We start from the raw sequence: 23,339 nt of genomic DNA on the forward strand, positions 1-23,339 counted from the left end.
GAGCCGCTGGTCGTTGACCACCGGCTACTCACAGAACTACGGGGTGAGCTCGCCAAGAACGTATCAGCCTGGTCGGCACGCTCCGGCATGCCCCACGGTGTGGTGCACACCGAGCTGAGGAAGGCCTGCGGCGGTCCGGCCGTGGCACAGGCCAACGAGGATCAGCTCCAGCGGCGGCTGAAGAAGTTGCAGGACTGGTTCATCGGCCGGAAATAGCCGCCCGGTGCACTACCGCGAAGGGTGAGGGACCTGGGCGCGCGGCAGCGAAGGCCAGGTCCTACTCGACCAGTTCGACGCCGGCTTCTTCGAGTTCCTCGAGGGTGGTCTCGACGCCGTCGGGGTGGACCCCGCGGGTGTAGCGGACCAGGACCGAGGTGGTGTAGCCGGCCGCTACAGCGTCCAGGGCGGTTGCCTTGACGCAGAAGTCGGTGGCGAGGCCAACCACTGCCACCTCATCGACCTCCCGCTCACGGAGCCAGTCATCGAGTGTCACCGGGTCTTCTGTCGACCCCTCAGCCAGGGCGCCGAGCTTCTGCTCGCCGGTGGGAACCTCGTCTTCGGGGGCGAGGACGCCTTCAAAGCCCGAGTACGCCGCCTCGAACTGGCCTTTCCGGAAGACTGCTTCGACATTCTCGGTATCCAGGTCCGGGTGGAACCGTGATCCCTTGCTGTCGGCGACGCAGTGGACCGGCCAGGAGTGGAGGAAGTCAGGGGTCTGTGAAAAGTGGGCTCCAGGGTCGATGTGCCAGTCCTGGGTGGCGACAATGTGATCGAACTCCCCGCCCTGCTCGTCGATGAAGTCGCTGAGCAGGGAGGCGAGGTCGGCGCCGCCGTCGACGGCTAGCGACCCACCTTCACAGAAATCGTTCTGGACGTCGACAATGATCAGGGCGCGGGTCATGGTTCCTCCTCGTATTCGGTGGGGATGGCGGGTTCTCCGCGCTGCAGTCGCATGACCGAGCCCGGCAGTTCGGTCATGGACGACCGGTGGTGTTCGACGGCGCGGCGCACCGCATCGGCCCCGGTCCAGCCGGGCAGGATGTCGCCGTCGCTGACAAATTGCTGCAGCAGCGGCCGGTCGTTTCCGTCGTCGTGAGGCGAGCGGCCAATTCCCACCACCTCGGTTGTGGCGATGCCCGCGTCGTTGAGGCGGCGGAGTGCGTATTTGCGCCCGCCGCGCGAGGCCTTGTTCAGTGCTGACTTCGCTACTGAAACGAATTCGCCGTCGTCATCGGTCCGGCTCACCAGTTTGTAGACCAGGCCCGCGGTCGGGGCGCCCGAACCGGTGACCAGTGAGGTGCCGACGCCGTAGGAATCCACGGGAGCGGAGGCGAGGGAGCCAATCGCAAACTCGTCGAGATCCGAGGTGACCACAATCCGGGTGTTGTGGTTGCCCAGGTCATCGAGCAGCTGACGGACCCAGCGGGCCTGGGCCACGAGGTCGCCCGAATCCAGCCGCACCGCACCCAGCTCCGGTCCAGCCACCTCGACGGCGGTCCGGACGCCGCGTTCGACGTCGTACGTGTCCACCAGCAGCGATGTTCCGGCGCCCAGCGTGGCGACCTGGGCGGCGAAGGCATCCCGCTCCGTGTCGTGCAGCAGGGTGAAGGAGTGGGCTGCGGTGCCGACGGTCTTCACGCCGTACCTCCGACCGGCCTCGAGGTTGGAGGTGCTGGCGAAACCCCCAATGATGGCGGCCCGCGCAGCGGCCACCGCAGCCTCCTCCTGGGTGCGGCGCGACCCCATCTCGATGCAGGGACGGCTGCCGGCCGCCCCGGTCATCCGTGACGCGGCCGAGGCAATCGCGCAGTCGTGGTTGAGGATGGAGAGCACCAGGGTTTCCAGGATGCAGGCCTCGGCGAAGGTTCCCTCAACGATCAGGATGGGGGAGTGCGGGAAGTACGCCTCGCCCTCGGCATAACCCCAGACGTTCCCGCCGAAGCGGAAGTCGGCCAGCCAGTCAAGAGTGAGGGTGTCCACCACTCCGGCCGCTGACAGGTGGTCCAGCTGTTCAGTGCCGAAGCGAAAGTTTTCGAGGCTCTCCAGCAGGCGTCCCGTTCCGGCCACCACCCCATAGCGTCGGCCCTCCGGGAGGCGCCGTGCGAAAGCTTCGAAAACCGATTTCCGGTGCGCAGCCCCGGAATGCAGGGCGGCCTGAAGCATGGTCAGCTCGTAGTGGTCCGTATACAGGGCGGTGCTGGCCCGGGTGCTGACGACCGGGGCGGAGTTGGTGGGGCTCACAGTCACGACTCTAACCCGTTTGGGCGCCGACACAACCGGAATCCTGTCACCCGACCTGCGTTCTACAATGGTGCTATGACTGTTGGCACCGCTCCGGACACCGAACGGCTCGAGGAAACGGACACCGACCAGCTGACCGCTAGTGATATCCCGTGGGTAGTGATCGTCTGGAATGATCCGGTCAATCTCATGAGTTATGTCAGCTACGTGTTCCAGACCTATTTCGGGTACAGCGAAGCCAAGGCGAACAAGCTCATGATGGAAGTCCACGAGGCGGGTAAGTCGGTGGTCGCCGGTGGCAGCCGGGAAGAGGCCGAGCGGGACACGCTGGCCATGCATTCCTACGGACTCTGGGCGACGTTCCAGAAGTCCGACGCCCCCTGAGGCGAGCTACCCAGTAACTGTGCGTTAAGGAGAATTCTTGGCCAAGGCATTCAAGGCAACCCGTCGTGGGATCATCGGCACCCTGGATCCGGGGGAGCGGCAGCTGCTGCGCAAGCTGTTCGAGGACATCATCGAACTGCTGGAGCCCGCCGAGCCAGCCAATGCCGATCCGCTCGCCGCCATGGTCGGCGTGGATAGCACCGCGGTCACCCCCTCAGACAGCGCCGTGAGAAGGTTGCTGCCGGATGCGGTCCGGAACGACGACGGCGAGGCGCTGGAATTCCGCCGGCTGACCGAACGGTCCCTCCGCGAGGACAAGATCGGCACCCTGCGCGGCAGTGCCCTGCTGCTGGAGTCCAGCCCGCTGACCCTCACCGCCGAGCAGGCCCGGCTGATGGCCCGGGCGCTCAACGACGTCCGGCTGGTCCTCGCGGACCGGCTGAAGATCGAAACCGACGAGGACGCGGCCCGCCTTCACAACATTGACGACGTCGCCGACGCCGACGACGTCGAGACCTACCTGGCGCTGGTGTACAACTTTGCGAGCTGGCTTCAGGAGTCACTGGTCCAGGCCCTGTTTGGGCTGAAAGACAAGTGAACGAGGCCTGCTGCGCCGCTGTGGTCGAAGGCTGTGACTAATTCCACTGGCGTCGGGTTCGTCTAATCCCGGTGACAGGTCTTATGGTCGGTAGGTTATGACCTCCGTCCCGGGCGATTTTTCAGCAGTGAAGCGAACCGAGGCCCCGATCGGCATTTTCGATTCGGGCGTCGGTGGGCTGACAGTTGCGCGCGCCGTGATTGACCAGCTCCCGCGCGAGTCGATTCTCTACGTCGGCGACACCGCTCACGGCCCCTACGGCCCGTTGCCCATTGCCAAGGTTCGCGCCCACGCGCTGGGCGTAATGGATGAGCTGGTGGATTCAGGCGTCAAACTCCTGGTTATTGCCTGCAACTCCGCGTCAGCGGCCGTGCTCCGTGACGCCCGCGAACGCTACACCGCCCGCTACGGCATCCCGGTGATCGAGGTGATCCAGCCAGCGGTCCGGCGGGCCGTCGCTGCAACCCGGAGCGGGAGGATCGGGGTGATCGGCACCTCAGCCACGGTGGGCTCCCGCGCCTACGAGGACACCTTCGCCGCCGCTCCGCACCTGTCCATCACCTCAGCCGCCTGTCCCGAGTTCGTCGAATTTGTCGAAGCTGGGATCACCTCGGGTCCTGAACTCCTCTCGACCGCCCAGCGGTACCTGCAGCCGCTGAAGGAGGCGGGAGTGGACACGCTGGTGTTGGGGTGCACCCATTACCCCCTGCTGACCGGGGCGATCTCCTATGTGATGGGGGATGCGGTCACACTCGTCTCAAGCGCCGAGGAAACCGCGAAGGATGTCTATCGTGCGCTGATCTCCCACGACCTGGAGCGGGTGGGGGAGGCTCAGCCCAGGCACCACTTCGTCGCCACCGGCGACGCCCAGCGGTTCGGTGAGCTGGCCCGCCGGTTCCTGGGACCCGAGGTCCTCAGCGTAGAACACGTCGACCATGTGGCCGCCCAGTATCCCACCGGAAGTATGGCCAGGATCACCCCGGAAATGATCGCCACTGCGCGCGCCGATGCGAGGGGGAACTCCTAGCCATGAAGCTGACCATCGTGGGCTGTAGCGGGTCGTTTCCTGGCCCCCAATCGCCGGCGTCGTGCTACCTGGTGACCGCGACGGTGCCCGACGGCGACAGCACCCGGACCTGGCGGATCCTCCTCGATCTCGGCAACGGCGCCCTGGGCGCGCTGCAGCGTTACATGGACCTGCGCGATATTGATGCAGTGTTCCTCAGCCATCTGCACCCCGACCACTGCATGGATCTCTGCGGTCTGCACGTTGCGGTGCACTGGGATCCCAACGGCTGGCACCGGCCGCGGATCCCGGTGTGGGGCCCCGCGGGTACCGCCGACCGGATGGCGACCGCCTACGGGCTGGACCTCGACCCCGGCATGCATGAGGACTTCGACTTCCAGATCTGGAAATCCCGCGCCGCCGTCACCCTGGGGCCCTTCACCGTCACGCCGTACCCGGTGCTGCACCCGGTCGAGGAGGCGTATGCCCTGCGCGTCGAGGTCGCGGGCGACAATCCCGGCGACCCGCCCCGGGTGTTGACCTACTCCGGCGATACGGATGCCTGCGACGGCCTGATCGAGGCCGCCGCCGGGTCCAATGTTTTCCTGTGCGAGGCGGCGTTCCACGAGGGCCGCGACGACGCGATTGAGGGCGTCCACCTTACCGGCCGGCGGGCCGGGCAGGTGGCGGCAGCGGCGTCGTCGGACCGGTTGCTGCTCACCCACATCCCGGTGTGGAATGACGCCAACAGGACCATCGAGGAGGCCAGGACCAGCTACCGTGGGGATCTCGCCGTCGTGGTTGCTGGCGTTTCCTACGAGATCTGACGCCAAAAAAGTACCGCCCCCGCACACGAGTGGTTGCCCAACAGCGCACTTGCGGCTCGGCCACTTTTCCGCCGGCCCGTAGACTTAAGCCCATGACTCCAGCAGACACTTCCTCGCCCATCGCTGCCATCCTCCGGGCGGACGGCCGCACCCCGGACCAGCTCCGACCCATCAGCATCACCCGCGGCTGGTCCAACCAGGCCGAAGGGTCGGCACTCATCGAGTTCGGCAACACCCGTGTCCTCTGCACCGCATCACTGACCCAGGGCGTACCCCGCTGGCTCAAGGGCGAGGGCAAGGGCTGGGTCACGGCTGAGTACGCCATGCTTCCCCGCGCCACCAATACCCGATCGGACCGCGAATCGGTCAAGGGCAAAATTGGGGGCCGCACCCACGAGATTTCCCGTCTGATCGGGCGGTCTTTGCGCTCCATCATTGACACGAAGGCGCTGGGGGAGACCACCATTGTGCTGGACTGTGACGTACTCCAGGCCGACGGCGGCACCCGCACTGCAGCGATCACGGGCGCCTACGTGGCGTTGGCCGAAGCAATCCGCTACGCCAAGGAAAACAAGCTCATCGCCGCGTCGGCGCAGCCCCTCATCGACACGGTCGCCGCGGTCAGCGTCGGAATCATCGACGGCGTGCCCATGCTTGACCTGCCCTACGTCGAGGACGTCCGCGCGGAAACGGACATGAACGTGGTGGTCACTGGCAGCGGCAAGTTCGTGGAGGTCCAGGGCACCGCCGAGGGTGCACCGTTTGATCGTGACGAGCTCGACGCACTCCTTGACCTGGCCCTGCTCGGCACTTCCCAGCTGACCCAGATCCAGCTCGACATCCTTGGTGAGGGTGCCGGTGTCTGAGAACACCGGGAACGGTCGACCGGCTGTGGCAGCACCCAGGCTGGTGCTCGCCACCCGTAACGCGGGCAAGCTCCGGGAACTGCGTGAACTGCTGCGGGGCCAGGTTCCTGGTCTTGACGTTGATACGCAGGTTATTGACGCTGCGACAGCCGGCGCGCCCGACGTCGTCGAAAGCGGCACCACCTTCGAAGCCAATTCCCTCCTCAAGGCGCGGGCGGTGGCGGCGGCAACCGGGCTGGTGGCAGTTGCCGACGACTCGGGTCTCGCCGTCGACGTGCTCGGCGGTGCGCCGGGGATCTTTTCGGCACGGTGGGCAGGACGCCACGGTGATGATGAGGCCAACCTGCAGCTCCTCCTGGCCCAGCTCGCCGACATACCGGGGGCACAGCGCGGCGCATCATTCGTCTGCGCCGCCACGGTAGCCCTCCCGGATGGGACCGCCCAGGTGGCTCTGGGCGAGCTCAGGGGATCCCTCCTCAACGAGCCCCGGGGAGCCGGTGGATTTGGGTACGACCCCATTCTGCAGCCGGCAGGCCGTGAGGAGAGTTGTGCCGAGCTGTCGTCGGAGGAGAAGAATTCGATCAGCCACCGCGCGAGAGCCTTCAAGGCTTTGCTGCCCCACCTGATCGAAGCGTTGCGCTGAATCCCGCCTCCGCTCCCAGCAAAGCCCAGGCTCGTAGGGCAAAATTGGTCAGGATATGACTATTTCCTCGCAAACAGCACCGACCACCCCGACCGGCGGCGGGTCGGCGCTGGACAGCATTTCCGATTGGGCCGTTTCCATGATGGAAACCATCGGCGCGCCCGGCGCCGGTCTGGCGATCGCACTGGAAAACCTCTTTCCACCACTGCCCAGCGAAGTCATCCTGCCGCTGGCGGGCTTCACGGCAAGCCGGGGTAGCTTCACCCTGTTCGAAGCCATCTTCTGGACCACCGCAGGCTCACTGGTCGGTGCGCTGATCCTGTACCTGCTGGGCGCCTGGCTGGGACGCGACCGGATGCGAGCCATCGTGTCCCGGGTCCCACTGGTCGATCTGGAGGATGTGGACCGCGTAGAGGCCTGGTTCGACCGCCACGGCTACAAGGCAGTGTTCTTCGGCCGGATGATTCCGCTGTTTCGCAGTCTGGTCTCCATCCCGGCGGGCATCGAGCGGATGTCGATCTGGATATTCATTGCCCTCACCACCGCAGGAAGCCTCATCTGGAACTGCATCTTCGTGCTGGCCGGTTTCTACCTCGGGGAAAACTGGCACGTTGTCGAAGCCTATGCGGACGTGTTCCAGAAAATCGTGATCGCCGCCGTCGTCGTATTCCTTGGCTACTTTGTGGTCAGCCGGATCCTGAAGATTCGCCGCAATCGGGCTGAGCGGGACCCGGCCTGACACACGGCCTCCTGCCGATGGTGCAGCTGTGGCGAGTGTCCCCAATCGCCCGAGCGGCAGTGGCGGGTTCGAGGCGTGCTTCACCCGCCAACTGCGCAGGAGTTCCCGACGGCGTCGTGCCCACCACAGCCGTCCCAAAAAGCCTTGGCATCGCCCGCCCCCGGTTGTATGGTTAGTTACATCAGTAACTAACCAATTGACCAGCTGACTGGTCACCGGGGGGCCAGATGATCGATGACAGTAGGCCCATCTTCCTTCAGATAGCCGAAGAGATCGAAAACGAGATTGTCGAGGGAACCCTGGCCGAAGAGGCGCAGGTCCCATCAACGAACGAGTTTGCCGCTTTCCATCGCATCAACCCGGCGACCGCCGCCAAGGGCGTCAACCGACTCGTGGACGAGGGCATTCTCTACAAGCAACGGGGAATAGGAATGTTTGTTGCCACCGGTGCCCGCGCCGCGCTCCTGCAGCGCCGGCGGGACCAATTCTTTGACCAATACGTCCGCCCGCTGGCGGTAGAGGCTCGGAAGCTGGGAATCAGCCCCTCCGAACTGGCGGAAATGGTCCGCTCCAGCGAATCAGTTTCGGGGGGAACACCATGAGCAGCGTTATCGAAACACATGATCTGATCAAGACCTACCGCAACTCCACGGCGCTCGACGGGGTGAGCCTGTCGCTGCAGCCCGGGAAAATTTACGGCCTCCTCGGACGTAACGGGGCAGGCAAAACCACCCTGATGTCCATCCTCACCGCGCAGGGTTTCCAGACCTCCGGGACAGTCGCCGTCTTCGGTGAGAGTCCCTACGAGAATGAACGGGTGCTGAGCCGCATCTGCTTCATCCGTGAATCGCAAAAGTATCCAGATGCGTTCACGCCCAAGCATGCCTTCCGGTCGGCGGCGTTGTTTTTCACCAACTGGGACCAGGCACTTGCCAACCGATTGGTCGAGGATTTCCAGTTGCCCCTCAAGCGATCGATCAAGAAGCTCTCCCGCGGGCAACTCTCGGCCGTCGGCGTCATCATCGGTCTGGCATCCCGCGCCGAACTGACGTTCTTCGATGAGCCCTACCTTGGTCTGGACGCCGTGGCGAGGCAGCTGTTCTACGACCGGCTCGTCGAGGACTACGCGTTACACCCGCGGACCGTAGTGCTCTCCTCCCACCTGATCGATGAGGTGGCGAATCTCCTGGAACACGTGATTGTGATCGACAAAGGCCGCATCATCATGAACGACGACGCCGAGAGCATCAGGGGTTCGGCGTTCACGGTGGTCGGATCCGCAACCGTGGTGAAGGCTTTCCTTGCCGGCCGGGAAATTCTTCACACCGACAACTTCGCCTCACTGGCCTCGGTGACTGCCGTCGGCGTGCTCACGCCGACGGAGAAACGCGAGGCCGCAGAGCTGGGCCTGGAGCTCGCTCCGGTCTCACTGCAGCAGCTGGTGATCCGTCGAACCTTGGCAGCGACCAGCGGCGATCTGGACGCCGTGCACAACCACTCGCTGGAGGTATCACAATGAGTCGTGTAGTCAATGTCATGCGCATGCAGCTCAGCAACAGATGGACCTTTATCGGCATTCCGGCCGTAATCCTCGTGGCGTCCTTCGGGTTGAGCTGGGTCATCTGGTCCTTCATTCCCTATGAGGGAGCAAAATATTCGGGCGGTTCCCAGGCCATCATGTGGTACTTCCTGGCGCTGGGAATCCAGTCGCTCACCCTGACCTTCCCCTTTTCGCAGGGACTGAGCATCAGTCGCAAGTCCTTCTTCCTCGGGACCCTCGGCTTGTTCTCGATCATTGCGGCAGTGACAACGGCACTCTATTACGTGCTCGGCCTGATCGAGATAGCAACTGACGGGTGGGGACTCAACGGCAGATTCTTCGCGATTGACTGGATTGCCGAAGGATCCGGCCTGCCGATGATGGTCTTCTACTTCACGGCGATGATGGTGCTGTTCCTGGTTGGCTTCTGGGCCGCGACCATCTACAAACGGTGGCAGACCACGGGACTCCTGATCACCGGGATCGGGACTGCAGTCGTGCTGGTCGGCCTCGTCTTCTACCTCACCCGCCAGGAACTCTGGGGCCAGGTGGGCCAGTTCCTCAGCAGCCAGACCCAGCTGAGCGTCGCAGGCTGGCTCGCCGTCGTCGGCCTGGCGCTGGCGGGCGGGTCCTACCTCACCCTGCGACGGGCCGTGCCCTAGCTCAGCGTGGGGCGAACAGCTCACGTTGCAGGTCGATGCCTGGCTGGTGGAGCATAGCGTCGATGCCCAGCTCCTGCGCGGCAGCGACATTGACCTGGGCATCATCAACGAAGGTGACCTCATGTGGTTCGGCGCCAAGGTCCCGCAGCACGTGTTCGAAAATTTCCCGCTGCGGCTTCACCAGCTGGAGCACCGAACTGAAGTACATCTTCGTGAAGTACCCGGTCCAGGACGCCTGCTCAAACCTGGCCACCATCGGGGCAGGCATATTCGAGAGCAGCGCCAGCCGGGCACCCTGGCTGCTGAGTTCCTCGAGGACATCGAGGGTTTCCAGGTTGAAGTGGGACCACTGGTTGGCATCCAGCGTGTCGAGCAGGTCCGTCCGGCTCTCAGTGACGTCGCGTCCGGTGACCAGCGACCAGTATTCGACGCTGGTCTTGCGGCCAGCATCGAAGTCTAACCGGTGCTGCCAGTAGGGCGAGCCGGGGTCCATCAGCTGGACGCCAGCAGCATCCTCGAGGTTCAGCCAGTCCTCGGGTGTGGGCGCATTGGAGATCACCATGCCGTAATCGAACAGGTACCACTGTGTCTTTCCCATACCTCAGGGTAGGGGACTGTGGCAGGTATCTCCCGGCGCGCGGGTGAACGTTAGGTAAAATCCGTCGGTTCAACCCGTAGCGTTGACCCGGTGGGAATTGAGTTCACAGCAATCGATTTTGAGACAGCAAACGGGTTCCGTGGCTCGCCCTGCGCGGTTGGCTTGGCCAAGGTGCGGGACGGCAGGATCGTGGACGAGGCCCACTGGCTGATGCGCCCTCCCGCGGGGCACGACCATTTCGACTGGCGCAACGTACGGATCCACGGCATTTCCCCGGAGATGGTGGCGACCCAGCCACGGTTTGGGGACCTATTCCCGGAGATCGGTGCTTTTATTGGCGACGACGTCCTGGTGGCACATAACGCGGCCTTCGATCTGGGCGTCATCAGGTCGGGACAGGAAGTTTCCAACATCGCGGGCCCGGCCTACAACTACACCTGCACCGTGGTGCTCTCCCGGCGCAGTTATTCGCTGCCCTCGTACTCGCTGCCCTTCGTCGCCGAGGCGGCCGGAGTCCCGCTGGTCAACCACCATGATGCAGTTGAGGATGCCAGGGCGTGTGCCGGCATCATGATCGACATCGCCAGGATGAACGGTGCGGACTCGCTGGCAGAACTAGCCGCGCTGCAGCGGCTCCCACTCTCGATCCAGGATGCCTACGTACCGGGAATCAACCCTGTCTCGAAGGCGACGCGCGGTGCCCTGGCCCGTGGCCCGGTTGCTACCCGGACCGGCCCCTCCGGGTGGCCCGAGGAGGGCTTGAACCCGCCCGCGAATGGCGCAGCCGATCCGGCAAACCCGCTGTACGGCCAGACGGTGGTGTTCACCGGCACGCTCGGCATGCCCCGTCCGCAGGCCAAGGAACGGGCCGCGCGGCTCGGCGCCCAACCAGCGAGCACGGTCACCCAACGCACCACAGTATTGGTGGTGGGCGACGGATTTGAGGCCTCGGATCTGCGCAATGGACGCGTCACCGGCAAAGCCCGGCGTGTTCTCGACCTCCACGAGCGAGGCCAGCGGATCGAGGTCCTCTCGGAAGCCGAGTTCCTGCAGATGACTGAGGGCCGCTGGCCCGTCGACAGTCCCTGACCGGTCTACGGTCCCTGACCTGCTTACGGTTCCAGCCGCTCTACAGGGCCAGCTGGACCCCGGTGAGCTCCTCCGACGCGTCGATCAGCCGGGAAGCGGTGTTGCGCTCGCGGGCGTGCGGATGCGCCGGCACCGACGTCGGGTGACCCCGTAACTGGAACCAGCCGCTCGGCCCGCAGTAGGAGCCGTTGTCGACGCCCGGATCACCCACCGCCCGAACCAGGGGCCACGCCCCGGTGTCCTTGCCGTGCGAGACGGGTGCCAGCACGCGGCGCTGTGCAGCGGGTGGGGTGTCGTTCAAACCGATTCCGGGTCGGTGCGGGGTGAGCATGTCCAGGGCCAGACCCGGATGGGCCACGATGCTCTGTACCGGGCTCCCCAGCAGGTGAAGCCGGGCAGCGAGTTCGAAACCGAAGGTCATGACAGCCAGCTTCGACGTCGCGTAGGAGCGCGGATTGTTGTACTTCGCTGGCATCAGGTCGGCAGTGTTCAGCCGGACCCAGCGGTGGCTGATGCTGCCCAGATGAACCACCCGGCCGCGCGCAGCGGTGAGGGCAGGCAGCAGACCCGCCGTGAGGGCAAAATGCCCCAGGTGGTTGGTGCCGAACTGCAGCTCAAAACCATCCGCCGTGTGCTGGCGTCCGGCCGCGCCCACAACTCCGGCGTTCGCCAGGAGCGCATCGAGGGGACCCCGTGAGGAGAGCACTTCCACGGCCTGCCGTACCGAGTCGAGCCGGGCCAGATCGAGCTCCTGGTAGTGGACGTCTGCGTCGGGAACCCTGCGCCGGATCGCTGCAATGGCCGCCGTGACCTTCTGCTCATTGCGCGACGCCATCACCACGGTCGCCCCGGCCGCCGCCAGCTGCTCGCAGGCAAAGTAGCCGAGCCCGGCGTTCCCTCCGGTGACCACCACGGTGCGGCCGCTCAGATCCGACAGGTGAGCGGGACTCCAGTTATCCATGAGCCAAGACTAGGCACAGCAGGGGCCAGCCCAAGAATCGACCAGAACCGCCCCAGGGAAAGGCTCAGCCGGTCGAGGTGGTTTCCACCAACAGCTGAGCCATCGCGCTGACGGTTTCGGCACCCTCCAGCAAGGACACCCACGCGGCGGGCAGCCCCTGCACCCCGTAGAGCGCGCCGAGAATGTTGCCGGCGATCGACCCCGTCGTGTCGCTGTCACCGTCGTGATTGACAGCGAGGCATAACGCAGCGCGGAAGTGGTCCTCTACTCCCGCGGTCGTCTCGGTTGCCAGCACCGCATACACGGCAATCGCCAGGGCTTCGTCAGCTGTCCACCCACCGCCGAGGGCTGCCGTCATCAGCTCAGGCGAGACACCGCCGTCGTCGGCCAGTTCGACAGCGGTCTCAAGGAGGCGGACCAGCTCGGGTACCGCCGAAGCGGCTGCCCGGGAGACGGCGGCAGCCACCGCCTCAGCGAGAGGCTTGCCATCACGGGCGATTGAGTGGATCAGGACCGCGACCACGGCAGCGCCGTGCTGGGCCGTGGGGTGGCCGTGGGTCAGTGCGGCGGCGTTCATCGCCAGCCGATCGGCAACCTCGACAGGAATATGGGGCACCAGCCCAAACGGGGCGGAACGCATCACCGTGCCGGAGCCTTTGGCGTCAAGATTCAGTGGCCGCGCCTGGGTGCCCATCTCTCCGCTGCGGAGTGCGCTGAGGCACGCCGCGCCGGGCCGGCGGCGGTGCTGAAGGACTTCCTGGGCATCGATCCAGCGGGGCGGGGGAGCAGGCGCCGACGACGACGGCGTCTCGCCCTGCGTCGCCAGCCACCGCAGGTAGGCCAGCCACAGGCAGGCGGTCTCATCAGCCGCCACTCCATCATTGGCCCATTGGATGGCATCAACGAGTCCGTCGACCGTATACAACGTGAGCTGGGTATCGTCGGAAAACCGGAACGTGTCCGGCAAAGCGTCGGGGGAGGTCACACCGTGTGGACCGTAGGCTGTCCGGATGGATTGCAGGTCGAGTTCTTCGACGGCATAGCCGAGGGCATCGCCGAGGGCACCGCCCAGCAGGCAGCCATGAACACGGTCGGAATAAGTCGGGGCAACAGGCACCTCAACAGTCTAGTGTCGGGTATGGTGCTACTGCCCCGTCCACCGGCGTCGCCCGCTCACAGCGGGCATCCAGCAACAAGTGGAACGCTGGACGGGTTTGCCTGACCGGATCGTACGGTCCCGACAATAGAGTCGACCCCCATCTCGACTCTCCCATTCAGCTTGAAGGAATACGTTCACCATGACGCAGACATCTCTGCCCAGCCACGATCTGCACGCGGACCCGGAACACTCCGGGCGCGCTGCCGGGATCAAAGACTTTCCACTGGTGGCCCGGTCCCTCGCCGAAGCAGCAGGCTCGTTCCTGCTGGTCCTCGCGGGACTGGGCGTCACCATCCTGAACACCCAGACGGGTGTTCAGCCGACTCTCGCCTTCGGTCTGGCGCTGATCGGAGCGATGGTCGCGTTCGGCTATGTGTCGGGGGGTCACTTCAACCCGGCGGTCACGCTCGGCTCGGCAATCGCAGGTAAAACCTCGTGGGCCTCGGTACTGCCCTACATTGTGGCGCAGGTGGTCGGCGGGGTTGTCGCAGCAGTGTTTATCTGGTTGCTCCTGAGCGCCAACCAGCAGTTTGCCGGTAGCGTCCAGGCCCTGTTCGCCGTCTCGGCCAACGGTTACGCAGACAATTCGCCCACCCAGTTCGCCCTGAGCAGCGCTCTCCTCGCCGAGGTTGTCGGCACCGCGATCTTTGTCGCCGTCGTGCTGGGGGCTACCTCCCGCACCGCCACTGGTGCGCTGCGCAACGCCGGTGGGCCCTTCGCCATCGGGCTGGTCTACGCCGCGCTGCTGACCTTCCTGCTCCCCATCACCAACGGGTCGTTGAACCCAGCCCGGTCAACCGCCGCCGCCATCTTCTCCGAAGGCTGGGCCATCGAGCAGCTGTGGCTGTTCTGGGTAGCACCGGTGCTCGGCGCAGCGATCGTTGGACTGATCTACCGCAGCACCGAGCTGTTTGGTGGACGCAAGAGTGAAGCCGGGGTGGCTGGGGCGGCCGACGGATCCGTCGCCGCACCTGCCGACGACGACGCAGCCCCGGCAGTCACCGGGGTCAACGCCCCATCGCAGACCACCGGGGTGACGTCGGCTGACCGCTACCCGGCCGGCCATGCACGCACCGGTGACACGGCCGAGGATGGTCAGGTTGACCGTCCCGCCGGGACCGACGAGGCACGGAGGTTCTTCGACGGATCCGACGATCGCCGCGACGAAAAGTAGGCTAAAACCGGGCCAAAGTCCGCACCGCCGGGAACCCTCCGCAGGAATGTCAGTGGGGGCCGGTAGCTTGGAATCATGAGGCTACTGCACACATCCGATTGGCACCTGGGACGGTCGTTCCACGGTGTGGGTACCCTTCAGGCGCAACGGATTTTCATCGACCACCTCGAGAAATCTGTCCGCGAGCATGAAGTCGATGTGGTGCTGATCGCCGGCGACGTCTACGACCGTGCACTGCCCGGCGTCGACGTCGTCGGCCTCTTCGACGACGCGCTGGATCGTCTCACCGGGGCGGGAGCGCAGGTGGTGGTTTCCAGTGGAAACCACGACTCCGCCACCAGACTGGGATTCGGCGGTCGCATTCTGGAACGCGGCGGAGTGCACTTACGCACCCGGCTTGAGGACATTGCGCGGCCGGTCCTTTTCCCCCTTGACGACGACGGCGCCGAGCTGGCCGTCTATGGCCTGCCCTACCTCGAGCCGCGGCTGGTCGCAGGTGGGCTCGGAGCCGAGGCCCCGACACACACCAGCGTGACCAGGGCAGCCCTGGACCGGGTCCATTCGAACCTGGCGCATCGCCGGGCGGCCGGGACCGTCCGGTCCCTGGTCATGGCGCACACCTTCGCCAGCGGCGGTATCACCTCGGCCAGCGAACGCGATCTCAGCGTGGGTGGGGTTGGTGCCGTGCCCCTCGATCTCTTTGAATCCTTCGACTACACGGCCCTGGGGCACCTTCATGGCCAGCAGCAATTGGCACCCAATGTGCGGTACTCCGGTTCGCCCCTGCCCTATTCGTTCTCGGAAGCCAACCAGGCCAAGGGCGCCTGGCTGGTGGACATCAGCGCCGACGGGCTGGGTGAGGTCAGTGCAATTAACTGGCCAGGGTACCGCGAGCTGGCGGTCCTGACTGGGGAACTTGAGGACCTGCTGGCGGACCCGCGCCATGACTGGGCCGAGAACGCCTATTGCCACATCACCCTCACCGACGCTGACCGGCCCGCCCAGGCTATGGAGCGCCTGCGGAGCCGCTTCCCCACCACCCTGGTATTGAACTTCGAACCGGCCGGTGACCGGCAACGCGCAGCGCAGACCTACAGCCAGCGCATCGCCACGGCCACTGATGATGTGGAGGTGTGCTGTGGCTTCTTTGACCACGTCCGGTCCCGTCCAGCGAACGATGGCGAACGCGCTGTCATCACCTCCGCCCTTGAGACAGTCCGTTCGGCACAGGTCGAACGATGAGGATCCACCGCCTGGAACTTCAGGCGTTCGGCCCCTTCGCTGAACGCCAGCAGGTCGACTTCGACAGGTTGGGTGCCCACGGTCTGTTCCTCCTGAACGGCCCCACGGGCGCCGGAAAATCGAGCGTACTCGACGCGATTTGCTACGCGCTCTATGGATCGGTGCCCGGCGCCCGGCAGGGTGCAAAGCGGCTCCGCAGCGACCACGCACCCGAGTCGCTGGCCCCCGAGGTGACCTGCGAGTTCAGCGTGGGCGGTCGCCGGTTGGAAGTGATCCGCAATCCGCAATGGAATCGCCCGGCCAAGCGGGGCAAGGGGACCACCTCCGAGCCGGCCCGCACCCTGCTGAGGGAGCAGGTCGACGGCGAATGGGTCCAGAAATCCGCCCGAAACGATGAAGCCGGCGACGAGATCCAGACCCTTCTCGGCATGAATCGTGAGCAGTTCACCCGGGTGGTGATGCTGCCACAGGGCGAGTTCGCCGCTTTCCTTCGCTCCGATGCGAAATCCCGCCGGGAACTGCTGCAGCGGCTCTTCTCCACCGACCGTTTCGAACAGGTGGAGCAAGTCCTCGCTGAACGAGCCAGGGCGCTCGGCGGCCGGGTCGCCGACGCCGAAGCCGGGTTGACCCACATCTTCCGTCGGGCCCTGGATGAGGTGGAGCGCCATGCCCTCATAGGGGGAGAGGCGGACCCCGCCCCCGATTCCGCCCCTGGGTCCGACGCGGCTCCGGAAACCCAGGAAGCCGGACCGGAAACCATCAGCGGCTTGCAGGTGCGTCTCGCCGGTGCGCTGGAAGGTGCAACCCAGACTTCGACCAAGGATTCGCAGGAGCTTGCTGCATTCCGACAGGCACACCAGGAGACGTCGGCCCTCCACGCGCGCCAGGGTGCACTGGCGAAGTTCAGGGCTGACGAGGCCGCGCATCTGGCCCAGCGTGAGGATGCGGAAGCGTTTCAGGCTGCAGTGGAACGGGATCGGAAGGCCCGCATCCTTGAGGGTGGCCTCCGCTCATTGGATCAGGCAGAGCGGACGCTCAGCCACGCCACCGCCGGGGCGAAGGTCGCAACGCTCCGGATCGCCGAATCCGAGGTGGCCGGATCCCTGGTGCCCGGCCTCAATCCAGACGACGTCATTTCCGTCATCACCGCCGCCGACGGCGTCGACGTGAGCCCTGACGGCGTCGATGTGAGCCCTGCCGGCGTCGACGGCGCGGGGTCCAGCCTTGACGAGACGATCGGCGTGCTCGATGCTGCCTGCACCAGTGCCACCTCAGACCTCGGGGTGCTGCGCTCGGCACTGCCGGAGGAACAGCGTCTGCAGTCGCTGGAGCACAGGCTCGCCAAGGCGGCGGCCGAGCAGGAACGGATTGAGGCAGCCCTTGCGGACTGCTCGGGTGCCCAGGAGGAGGTCCGTGCCGAGGCCGCCGATGCCCGTGCGGAGCGTAGCGAGCTTGAGCGTCAGGTCAACCAGGAATCGACGCTGGGGGAGCGGGTGGCAGAGGGCAAGCGGCTCCTGACCACGATCGCGGCCCTCGGGACCGCGCGGGACAGGGTCCTGGGCGAGGAGGAGAAGTACACGGCAGCCGAACGGCGCTTCCTTGAGCTCAAGGGTCACTGGCTGGATACCCTCCGGCAACGCCTGGAACAGGCTGCAGCCGAGTTGGCTGACCGACTCACCGACGATAGTGACTGCCCGGTCTGCGGCAGCCGGTCCCATCCCCGGCCGGCCTCGGCCGATCTGGACACCCTGGTCACCCACGACCAGGAAGAGGCTGCACACCGGAAGCAGGACGCCGCCGAGCAGGAGCTGGACCGGATCCGACGAGTGCGGGACGAGGCAGTCCTGGAGGCCGCCAGGTTGGAGGCGCAGGGTGGTGGCAGGGATGCTGCCGACGTGCAGGAGGACCTCACGCGGGACACTGGCCTGCTGGCGGAAGCCGTCGCAGCACGACAGGCATTGGAGCGCGTCACGGCCCGGCTGGTCGAGTTGACCAAACGCGAAGAAAGCCTCACTGCCACCTACAACGGGTTGACAACTTCCCTTGCTGAACTGCGGTCACTGATTGCCGGGCTGGAGGAACAGCGAGGGGAAGTGACGGGGCGGCTGGTCACGCTCCGCGATGGGTATGACACCCTGGCCGAACGGATTACTCAGCTGTCGGCGGGACACGAAGCTATTACCACCTGTCGGGACGCCCTGCAGGGCCTGATCCGTGCCCGCGACGGCCACGATCAGGCGTTTGGCTCGCTGGCCGAGGGACTGTCGAACTCGTCATTCGACGACCCGGATGAGGTGCGCGCGGCCCTGCTGCCGTCGGCTGAGCTGCAGCGCGCCGAGCAGTTCCTCAGCGGCTATCAGCGCACCACGCACCGGCTGGAAGCTGACCAGGGCCTGCCGGAGATTGCCGGGGCACTTCAGGACGAGGCAGCCGGTCTGCCGGCAGTGACCCGCGAAGTGCTTGAAGCAGCGGCAGCGGCGGAGAGTGAATCGGCTGCACGCGCCGCGAAAAGTGAGGTCAAACGTCGGATGATCGAGGAGTCGGCCGCACAGCTTGAACGCTATGCAGCCGAAATGGGCCGCCAGGAGAAGCTGGTGCTGCCGCTGCGGACCGAGTATGAACTCGTGAAATCGTTGGCCGACACCGCGGCCGGAGGCGGAGACAACTCGTACAAGATGAGTCTTGGCACCTACGTGCTGGCTGCACGCCTGGAGCAGGTAGCGGATGCAGCGACTGAACGGCTGCTGGCCATGTCTGATGGGCGCTATGCTCTCGTGCACAGTGATGCGCTATCGGGCAACAAGAAGTCGGGCCTGGGACTCAACGTCATCGACGGCTGGACCGGAAATACGAGGGACACGGCAACCCTCTCAGGCGGCGAATCCTTCATGGCGGCCCTGGCGCTCGCCCTCGGCCTGGCCGACGTCGTTCAGGCCGAGTCAGGGGGAATCGAGATCGAGACACTGTTCGTTGATGAGGGCTTCGGTAGTCTCGATGACCAATCCCTGGAACAGGTCATGGACGCTCTGGAAGGGCTTCGGGACGGCGGCCGCATGGTGGGGCTGGTCAGCCACGTCGCCGAACTCAAGCAGCGCATCACCGCCCAGCTTCAGGTGATCAAGGGACGAAACGGATCCACCCTGCGGATTGTCGACCAGTTACCGGTCGACCAACTGCCCATCGACCAACTGCCCATCGACGATCAGCCCACCGGTCCGCATCAGACGGATGGGCTGCAGACGGTGTAAATTGAGGGTTGTCACCGGGTTGGGCGCATCGGGAGGGGGGACGATGCGCAATCAGCTGTATCCGGAAAGACCCTCACCATGACACTACCCGCAGTATCCGCTAGCCGGCTGGGACGCTATGGCCGGCTCCCGGCCCTCGCCGGATCTTCTTTCCTCACCATCGGCTTCTTCGCCCGGCTGCCCCTGGCCATGTTGACTGTCGGGGCCCTGACCCTGGTTACGGCGGCCAGCGGGTCGGTAGCAACCGGAGGGTTTGCCGCCGGAGCGGTCGGCGTCGGTTCGGCGCTGGGAGCCCCTATTCTCGGGTACCTTGCCGACCGCACCGGGCAACGGCCAGTGCTGCTCGTCTCGGCGGTCCTGAACACTATGGCGATTGCCCTGGTGGTCACAGCCAGTTACTCAGTGCCTAACTTTTCGGCGGCCTCCACCGCACTCATTCTCGGGGCAGCCTTCGGCATGGGATTGACCTGCCCGCAGATCGGGCCACTGGCCCGGGTGCGGTGGATCGCCCTGACCCGCGGAACCCAACAGGGTGATCTGGACACGGCGCTGTCCTACGAGAGCACCGCGGATGAACTGACCTTCGTCCTGGGGCCAGCACTTGTGGGCCTGTTGGCGAGTGTGATTGCCCCCTGGCTGCCGCTGGCCCTCGCCGCCGTGCTGACCATCGTCATGGTGAGCGCGTTCGCAATTCACCCCACGGTCCAGGCCGTGGTGCCGCTAAGCCGGCGTCCTCACCCTGCCCGGGAGGGGGAGCCCAGCACCCGCCGGAGGGAGCCCGGCAGCCGACGGTTCTGGTTGCTGGTTCCGCTCCCGGTGCTTGGCATGGTTGCAATGGGTACCTTCTTCGGCTCAACGCAGACGGCCCTGATCGCGTTCGCCGGCGAGTTCGGGGCTGCGACGTCGGCGGGTCTGCTGTACGCCGTGATGGGTCTGAGCTCAGCGGCGGCGGCGCTGTCGGTGGCGTACTGGTCAGCCAGATTCTCGGCGTCGTTTCGCTGGATCATCTCCGCTGGCGGGATGAGCCTGCTCAGCCTGTTCCTCTTCATCCCGCAGGAGGTCCCGCTGATGCTGCTGGTGCTGTTCGTCCTGGGTATCCCGGTGGGACCCACGATGGTCACGATTTTCAGTATCGGCTCCCTGGTGGCCCCGAAGGAACTGATGGGAACGGTCATGACCCTGCTGGCCAGCGGAATTGTCGCTGGGACGGCGATCGGGGCCGCAGTGGCCGGGACCCTGGCGGAAGCGAACGGCTTCAGTTCTGCCTTCGTGGTTCCGGTAGCTGCGGCTGGTGCGCTGCTGGTGCTGGGAGTCGTTTCATTGACGGTGCCCCGGCAGCATCAATCCGACTAGCCCGCTGCACCCCATACCCCAATACCCGCACCCAGCACCCCGCACCTCCCCATCGAGTCAACAGATATGACGGGTTTCCGGCCCCGAACCTGTTATTTCTGCTGACTCGATCCGGGTGGGGGCGGCCTCAGCGCAACTGTTGTTCGATGGTCCGCGCGCAGTCCGCGAGTTGAGCACCAAGCTCCGCCGGAGTGTGCTGGCTGCGGATGTAGACCAGCGCTACGGCTGCCGGTAGTTGACCGGGGATGCGGACCGGTACGGCTACCGAGGAGACGCCCTCAATCACCTCATCGTGGCTCACCGCGTAGCCGGTGCGCTGCGCGGTGCGCGCGGCTTCCCGGTACTGCTGGCCAGGGGCAAAACGAGCCCAGTCCTGTTCAGTCATTGCCGATTGGATGGCAATTCCCGGCGCTCCGGCGCTCACCGAGTGGCGGGTGCCAGGGCGCTGGGCAACGGTGGCACCGGTGTGCCGGGGCTCTACCGTGACCAGCGTGACGCAGTCATGTTGGTTCAGGACGGCAACGAAGGCGGTCATGCCCAGGCTATTGGCCAAATGGGTCAGTTCGGGGAGCGCCGCCGACTGCAGATCGCCCGCGACGCCGCGGGCCAGCGCGGCGAGGCCGGGGCCCGCCTGCACCCGACCCGCAGCATCCCTCACCACCAGCGAGTGGTCTTCAAGGGTCCGCAGGATGCGGTAGGCGATGGAGCGGTGCACCCCAAGCTGCGTGGACAGCTCGGCGATGGACAGGGGGGTGCGCGCTTCGGCCAGGATTTCCAGGGCACGGATGCCCCGAGAGAGGGTCTGGGAATGTGACGACGGTGCCACCGTAGCGCTGGTCTGCACACTGTCCATGGCGTCCTCTCGGGTGGGCGGCTGTTGTCTTCGTCACTTCCGCCAATATTTCACTATCAGAATGAATTGTTCAACTATAGAACAGCTAGGCAGCGGCGCACCCGCACGTCGGCGCTCCCTGAACGTGCCGCGGGCCCACCACTTCAGGGGAAGCCTCGGCCGGTTCGCGACCGGCGTCGCGATCGTCACCTTCGACGGCGCCACCAAGCGTCATGGGATCACCGTCAATTCCTTTACCTCGGTGTCAATGGATCCGCCGCTGGTGCTGGTGAGTATCGCCCGCAGCACCACGGCCCACGACGAGTTGGCTGGCAGACCGTTCACCGTCAACATCCTCGGCGCCGAGCAGCGCCAACTGGCCCTGCACTTCGCCGGGCGACCCGTTGATGAGCCGCTCTGGGTCGAGGGGGAAGGTGCGCCACGTCTGGGGAACGTCCTGGCCTACTTTGAGTGCACTCCGTGGGCAGCGTACGACGGCGGCGACCACACCCTGTACCTCGGCGAGGTGCAGGATTTCAACTACCGCAAGGGCGATGCCCTGGCGTACGCCAACAGTAGCTTCACGACCATCCCGGAAGACCAGCTGGGGATGGAAGACCTACTCTGACCGGGTCCACCAAAACCCCAGGCAGCTGAACCGCACGACTTCCTCGAGGACTGAAGAACAATGGGCATCCGATCCGGCACGCAGTACCTGGACACATTGAATTCCATGCGACCGCACGTGGTCATCGATGGTCAGGTGGTCAGCGAAAACATCGCCGATCACCCTGCGTTCAGGAATGTGGCGCGGTCCTACGCCAGGCTATTCGATCTGCAGCACGATCCCGAGTATGCGGACCGGCTGACGTACCCATCGCCGTCGAGCGGTGACCGGGTCAACGCCTCCTTCCTCGTGCCGCGCACGGTCGCGGACCTGGAACGGCGTCGTGCGGCGACGGCCTGTTGGGCCGAATATTCGCAGGGTTTCCTGGGCCGCACCGGGGATTACATGAATGGGTGCCTGACCGCGCTGAGCGCGGCCGAACACTGGTTTGCCCAGGCGGACCCCATGTTCGGCGAGAACATTCGCCGGTACTACGAGTTCTGCCGGGAGAATGATCTCCTCACCACCCACACGCTGATTCCGCCGCAGGTCAATCGGTCGGTGTCGGGATCGGAGCAGCTGGGTGGTCACCTGTCGGCCCGCATCACCGAGGAACGCGACGACGGAATCATTATCAACGGTGCCCGCATGCTCGCTACCAACGCCCCCATCGCCGATGAACTGCTTGTCTTCCCGTCCACCCTGTTGCGCGGAACCCCCGAGGATGCGCCGTATTCCTTCGCGTTCGCGCTCCCCAACGACGCTGAGGGTCTGAGGTACCTGTGCCGGACCCCCCTCCACAATGGTGGGTCGATCCACGACGAGCCGCTGGCTTCGCGGTTCGAGGAAATGGACGCCGTCGTCATATTCGACAATGTGTTCGTGCCGAACGAGCGCATCTTCATGCTCGGGCACCCCGACCTCTGCAACGGCTTCTACTCCGAAACCGGCGCCGGGGCGCTGATGACCCACCAGGTGGTCACGCGGACCATCGCCAAGAGCGAGTTCTTCCTCGGCCTGGCAGCGGAGTTGTCGGAGTCCATCGGTATCGGCGGATTCCAGCACATCCAGGAGGATCTCGCCGAGCTCATCCAGACGGTCGAAATCGGCAAAGCCCTGCTGCGGGCGTCCGAGGTCGATGCCACACTGAACGACGACGGCGTGATGTTGCCGAAGTGGGCCACACTCAACGCGGCACGCAACTGGTATCCGAAGGTGGCCCAGCGCTTCCCCCAGATTATCCGCAAATTATCCGCCAGCGGCCTGATGGCGCTCCCGGGCGAGGCCGATCTGGCCAGTGCGGCGCTGCCGGATATCGAACGGTATCTCCAGACCAAAACGCTCACCGGACCCGAACGGGTGCGGCTATTCAAGCTGGCCCATGACGCGTCAATCTCCGGTTTCTCGGGTCGTCAGGCCCTGTATGAGTATTTCTTCTTCGGCGACCCGGTTCGGATGGCCGGGGCACTGGTCAAAAGCTATGACACTGCCCCTGTCCAGGCGCGGGTGCGCGAGTTCCTGGCTCGTACCGACTAGGCGCGCCGCCGCATTTCGACAGGCTTCCCGGCAG

23 protein-coding genes and 1 pseudogene are annotated in these 23,339 nt (G+C 65.3%); 18 read left to right on the forward strand and 6 right to left on the reverse strand.

The features are described 5' to 3' along the window. Positions 1 to 216 (forward strand): annotated as a pseudogene (locus tag B384_RS17245) (ATP-dependent helicase); the annotation flags it as partial. A 61-nt stretch (positions 217 to 277) separates the two neighbouring features. Here B384_RS17245 and B384_RS0100570 read toward each other — a convergent pair. Beyond that, a complete protein-coding gene (locus B384_RS0100570; protein WP_019481199.1) occupies positions 278 to 901 on the reverse strand; it encodes an isochorismatase family protein in 624 nt (207 codons plus the stop codon). After that, positions 898 to 2,247 carry a nicotinate phosphoribosyltransferase gene (locus tag B384_RS0100575; protein WP_019481200.1) on the reverse strand — a complete coding sequence of 450 codons (1,350 nt, stop codon included), beginning with the start codon at positions 2,245 to 2,247 and terminating at the stop codon, positions 898 to 900. The genes B384_RS0100570 and B384_RS0100575 overlap by 4 nt, the downstream gene beginning before the upstream one ends. A gap of 69 nt (positions 2,248 to 2,316) precedes the next feature. Here B384_RS0100575 and clpS point away from each other — a divergent pair, with 69 nt between their 5' ends. From clpS to B384_RS0100625, 10 genes are all read left to right on the forward strand, one after another. Next, the gene (gene clpS / locus B384_RS20885; protein ID WP_019481201.1) at positions 2,317 to 2,625 is read left to right on the forward strand and encodes an ATP-dependent Clp protease adapter ClpS; all 309 of its coding nucleotides are present in this window, start codon (positions 2,317 to 2,319) and stop codon (positions 2,623 to 2,625) included. A gap of 37 nt (positions 2,626 to 2,662) precedes the next feature. Beyond that, on the forward strand, positions 2,663 to 3,223 hold the full coding sequence (locus B384_RS0100585) for a DUF2017 domain-containing protein (RefSeq protein WP_019481202.1): 561 nt from the start codon (positions 2,663 to 2,665) through the stop codon (positions 3,221 to 3,223). Positions 3,224 to 3,320: 97 nt separating this feature from the next. Next, positions 3,321 to 4,250, forward strand: coding sequence for a glutamate racemase (gene murI, locus B384_RS0100590; RefSeq protein ID WP_019481203.1), 930 nt, complete (start codon positions 3,321 to 3,323; stop codon positions 4,248 to 4,250). A gap of 2 nt (positions 4,251 to 4,252) precedes the next feature. Further along, the gene (locus B384_RS0100595; protein ID WP_019481204.1) at positions 4,253 to 5,056 is read left to right on the forward strand and encodes an MBL fold metallo-hydrolase; all 804 of its coding nucleotides are present in this window, start codon (positions 4,253 to 4,255) and stop codon (positions 5,054 to 5,056) included. 92 nt (positions 5,057 to 5,148) lie between these two features. After that, on the forward strand, positions 5,149 to 5,922 hold the full coding sequence (gene rph / locus B384_RS0100600) for a ribonuclease PH (RefSeq protein ID WP_019481205.1): 774 nt from the start codon (positions 5,149 to 5,151) through the stop codon (positions 5,920 to 5,922). Then, positions 5,915 to 6,565: an RdgB/HAM1 family non-canonical purine NTP pyrophosphatase gene (gene rdgB, locus B384_RS0100605; RefSeq protein WP_019481206.1), complete on the forward strand. Its 651-nt coding sequence runs from the start codon at positions 5,915 to 5,917 to the stop codon at positions 6,563 to 6,565. The genes rph and rdgB overlap by 8 nt, the downstream gene beginning before the upstream one ends. A gap of 55 nt (positions 6,566 to 6,620) precedes the next feature. Continuing rightward, positions 6,621 to 7,304: a DedA family protein gene (locus B384_RS0100610; RefSeq protein WP_019481207.1), complete on the forward strand. Its 684-nt coding sequence runs from the start codon at positions 6,621 to 6,623 to the stop codon at positions 7,302 to 7,304. Positions 7,305 to 7,531: 227 nt separating this feature from the next. Further along, complete coding sequence (locus tag B384_RS0100615; protein WP_019481208.1) at positions 7,532 to 7,906, forward strand: GntR family transcriptional regulator; 375 nt, start codon at positions 7,532 to 7,534, stop codon at positions 7,904 to 7,906. After that, the gene (locus B384_RS0100620) at positions 7,903 to 8,823 is read left to right on the forward strand and encodes an ABC transporter ATP-binding protein (protein WP_019481209.1); all 921 of its coding nucleotides are present in this window, start codon (positions 7,903 to 7,905) and stop codon (positions 8,821 to 8,823) included. Before B384_RS0100615 ends, B384_RS0100620 begins: the two co-directional genes overlap by 4 nt. Then, positions 8,820 to 9,506 (forward strand): hypothetical protein, encoded by a 687-nt coding sequence (locus B384_RS0100625; protein WP_026040859.1) that lies wholly within the window; start codon positions 8,820 to 8,822, stop codon positions 9,504 to 9,506. Before B384_RS0100620 ends, B384_RS0100625 begins: the two co-directional genes overlap by 4 nt. 1 nt (position 9,507) lies before the next feature. Here B384_RS0100625 and B384_RS0100630 read toward each other — a convergent pair whose 3' ends face one another. After that, positions 9,508 to 10,104, reverse strand: a complete 597-nt coding sequence (locus B384_RS0100630) for an HAD family hydrolase (RefSeq protein WP_019481211.1) — start codon at positions 10,102 to 10,104, stop codon at positions 9,508 to 9,510. Positions 10,105 to 10,194: 90 nt separating this feature from the next. Here B384_RS0100630 and B384_RS0100635 point away from each other — a divergent pair, with 90 nt between their 5' ends. After that, positions 10,195 to 11,193, forward strand: coding sequence for an exonuclease domain-containing protein (locus tag B384_RS0100635; RefSeq protein WP_019481212.1), 999 nt, complete (start codon positions 10,195 to 10,197; stop codon positions 11,191 to 11,193). A gap of 40 nt (positions 11,194 to 11,233) precedes the next feature. On the opposite strand, the gene B384_RS0100640 is transcribed toward B384_RS0100635, so the two are convergent. Continuing rightward, positions 11,234 to 12,154, reverse strand: coding sequence for an SDR family NAD(P)-dependent oxidoreductase (locus B384_RS0100640; RefSeq protein WP_026040860.1), 921 nt, complete (start codon positions 12,152 to 12,154; stop codon positions 11,234 to 11,236). A 64-nt stretch (positions 12,155 to 12,218) separates the two neighbouring features. Continuing rightward, the gene (locus B384_RS0100645; protein ID WP_019481214.1) at positions 12,219 to 13,271 is read right to left on the reverse strand and encodes an ADP-ribosylglycohydrolase family protein; all 1,053 of its coding nucleotides are present in this window, start codon (positions 13,269 to 13,271) and stop codon (positions 12,219 to 12,221) included. Positions 13,272 to 13,452: 181 nt separating this feature from the next. On the opposite strand from B384_RS0100645, the gene B384_RS17250 reads away from it, so the two are divergent. From B384_RS17250 to B384_RS0100665, 4 genes are all read left to right on the forward strand, one after another. Then, positions 13,453 to 14,487 carry an aquaporin gene (locus B384_RS17250; protein WP_019481215.1) on the forward strand — a complete coding sequence of 345 codons (1,035 nt, stop codon included), beginning with the start codon at positions 13,453 to 13,455 and terminating at the stop codon, positions 14,485 to 14,487. A 75-nt stretch (positions 14,488 to 14,562) separates the two neighbouring features. After that, positions 14,563 to 15,729 carry an exonuclease SbcCD subunit D gene (locus tag B384_RS0100655; RefSeq protein ID WP_019481216.1) on the forward strand — a complete coding sequence of 389 codons (1,167 nt, stop codon included), beginning with the start codon at positions 14,563 to 14,565 and terminating at the stop codon, positions 15,727 to 15,729. After that, positions 15,726 to 18,977, forward strand: coding sequence for an AAA family ATPase (locus B384_RS17255; protein WP_019481217.1), 3,252 nt, complete (start codon positions 15,726 to 15,728; stop codon positions 18,975 to 18,977). Before B384_RS0100655 ends, B384_RS17255 begins: the two co-directional genes overlap by 4 nt. Positions 18,978 to 19,055: 78 nt before the next feature. Beyond that, positions 19,056 to 20,330 carry an MFS transporter gene (locus B384_RS0100665; RefSeq protein WP_019481218.1) on the forward strand — a complete coding sequence of 425 codons (1,275 nt, stop codon included), beginning with the start codon at positions 19,056 to 19,058 and terminating at the stop codon, positions 20,328 to 20,330. 127 nt (positions 20,331 to 20,457) lie between these two features. Here B384_RS0100665 and B384_RS0100670 read toward each other — a convergent pair whose 3' ends face one another. Continuing rightward, complete coding sequence (locus B384_RS0100670; protein ID WP_019481219.1) at positions 20,458 to 21,183, reverse strand: IclR family transcriptional regulator; 726 nt, start codon at positions 21,181 to 21,183, stop codon at positions 20,458 to 20,460. A gap of 61 nt (positions 21,184 to 21,244) precedes the next feature. On the opposite strand from B384_RS0100670, the gene B384_RS0100675 reads away from it, so the two are divergent. After that, positions 21,245 to 21,790, forward strand: a complete 546-nt coding sequence (locus B384_RS0100675) for a flavin reductase family protein (protein WP_026040862.1) — start codon at positions 21,245 to 21,247, stop codon at positions 21,788 to 21,790. 60 nt (positions 21,791 to 21,850) lie between these two features. Continuing rightward, a complete protein-coding gene (hpaB, locus tag B384_RS0100680; RefSeq protein WP_019481221.1) occupies positions 21,851 to 23,305 on the forward strand; it encodes a 4-hydroxyphenylacetate 3-monooxygenase, oxygenase component in 1,455 nt (484 codons plus the stop codon). Positions 23,306 to 23,339: the final 34 nt, after the last annotated feature.

Origin of the sequence: Arthrobacter sp. TB 23 (assembly GCF_000294595.1) — a bacterium.
Classification (GTDB): Bacteria; Actinomycetota; Actinomycetes; order Actinomycetales; family Micrococcaceae; genus Arthrobacter_D.

What these genes read in the sequence shown, in the direction of transcription:
- B384_RS0100570 (WP_019481199.1), bottom strand. Translation starts at nt 901, where the DNA reads ATGACCCGCGCCCTGATCATTGTCGACGTCCAGAACGATTTCTGTGAA.
- clpS (WP_019481201.1), top strand. Translation starts at nt 2,317, where the DNA reads ATGACTGTTGGCACCGCTCCGGACACCGAACGGCTCGAGGAAACGGAC.
- murI (WP_019481203.1), top strand. Translation starts at nt 3,321, where the DNA reads ATGACCTCCGTCCCGGGCGATTTTTCAGCAGTGAAGCGAACCGAGGCC.
- B384_RS0100595 (WP_019481204.1), top strand. Translation starts at nt 4,253, where the DNA reads ATGAAGCTGACCATCGTGGGCTGTAGCGGGTCGTTTCCTGGCCCCCAA.
- rph (WP_019481205.1), top strand. Translation starts at nt 5,149, where the DNA reads ATGACTCCAGCAGACACTTCCTCGCCCATCGCTGCCATCCTCCGGGCG.
- B384_RS0100610 (WP_019481207.1), top strand. Translation starts at nt 6,621, where the DNA reads ATGACTATTTCCTCGCAAACAGCACCGACCACCCCGACCGGCGGCGGG.
- B384_RS0100615 (WP_019481208.1), top strand. Translation starts at nt 7,532, where the DNA reads ATGATCGATGACAGTAGGCCCATCTTCCTTCAGATAGCCGAAGAGATC.
- B384_RS0100620 (WP_019481209.1), top strand. Translation starts at nt 7,903, where the DNA reads ATGAGCAGCGTTATCGAAACACATGATCTGATCAAGACCTACCGCAAC.
- B384_RS0100625 (WP_026040859.1), top strand. Translation starts at nt 8,820, where the DNA reads ATGAGTCGTGTAGTCAATGTCATGCGCATGCAGCTCAGCAACAGATGG.
- B384_RS0100630 (WP_019481211.1), bottom strand. Translation starts at nt 10,104, where the DNA reads ATGGGAAAGACACAGTGGTACCTGTTCGATTACGGCATGGTGATCTCC.
- B384_RS0100640 (WP_026040860.1), bottom strand. Translation starts at nt 12,154, where the DNA reads ATGGATAACTGGAGTCCCGCTCACCTGTCGGATCTGAGCGGCCGCACC.
- B384_RS17250 (WP_019481215.1), top strand. Translation starts at nt 13,453, where the DNA reads ATGACGCAGACATCTCTGCCCAGCCACGATCTGCACGCGGACCCGGAA.
- B384_RS0100655 (WP_019481216.1), top strand. Translation starts at nt 14,563, where the DNA reads ATGAGGCTACTGCACACATCCGATTGGCACCTGGGACGGTCGTTCCAC.
- B384_RS17255 (WP_019481217.1), top strand. Translation starts at nt 15,726, where the DNA reads ATGAGGATCCACCGCCTGGAACTTCAGGCGTTCGGCCCCTTCGCTGAA.
- B384_RS0100665 (WP_019481218.1), top strand. Translation starts at nt 19,056, where the DNA reads ATGACACTACCCGCAGTATCCGCTAGCCGGCTGGGACGCTATGGCCGG.
- B384_RS0100670 (WP_019481219.1), bottom strand. Translation starts at nt 21,183, where the DNA reads ATGGACAGTGTGCAGACCAGCGCTACGGTGGCACCGTCGTCACATTCC.
- B384_RS0100675 (WP_026040862.1), top strand. Translation starts at nt 21,245, where the DNA reads ATGAATTGTTCAACTATAGAACAGCTAGGCAGCGGCGCACCCGCACGT.
- hpaB (WP_019481221.1), top strand. Translation starts at nt 21,851, where the DNA reads ATGGGCATCCGATCCGGCACGCAGTACCTGGACACATTGAATTCCATG.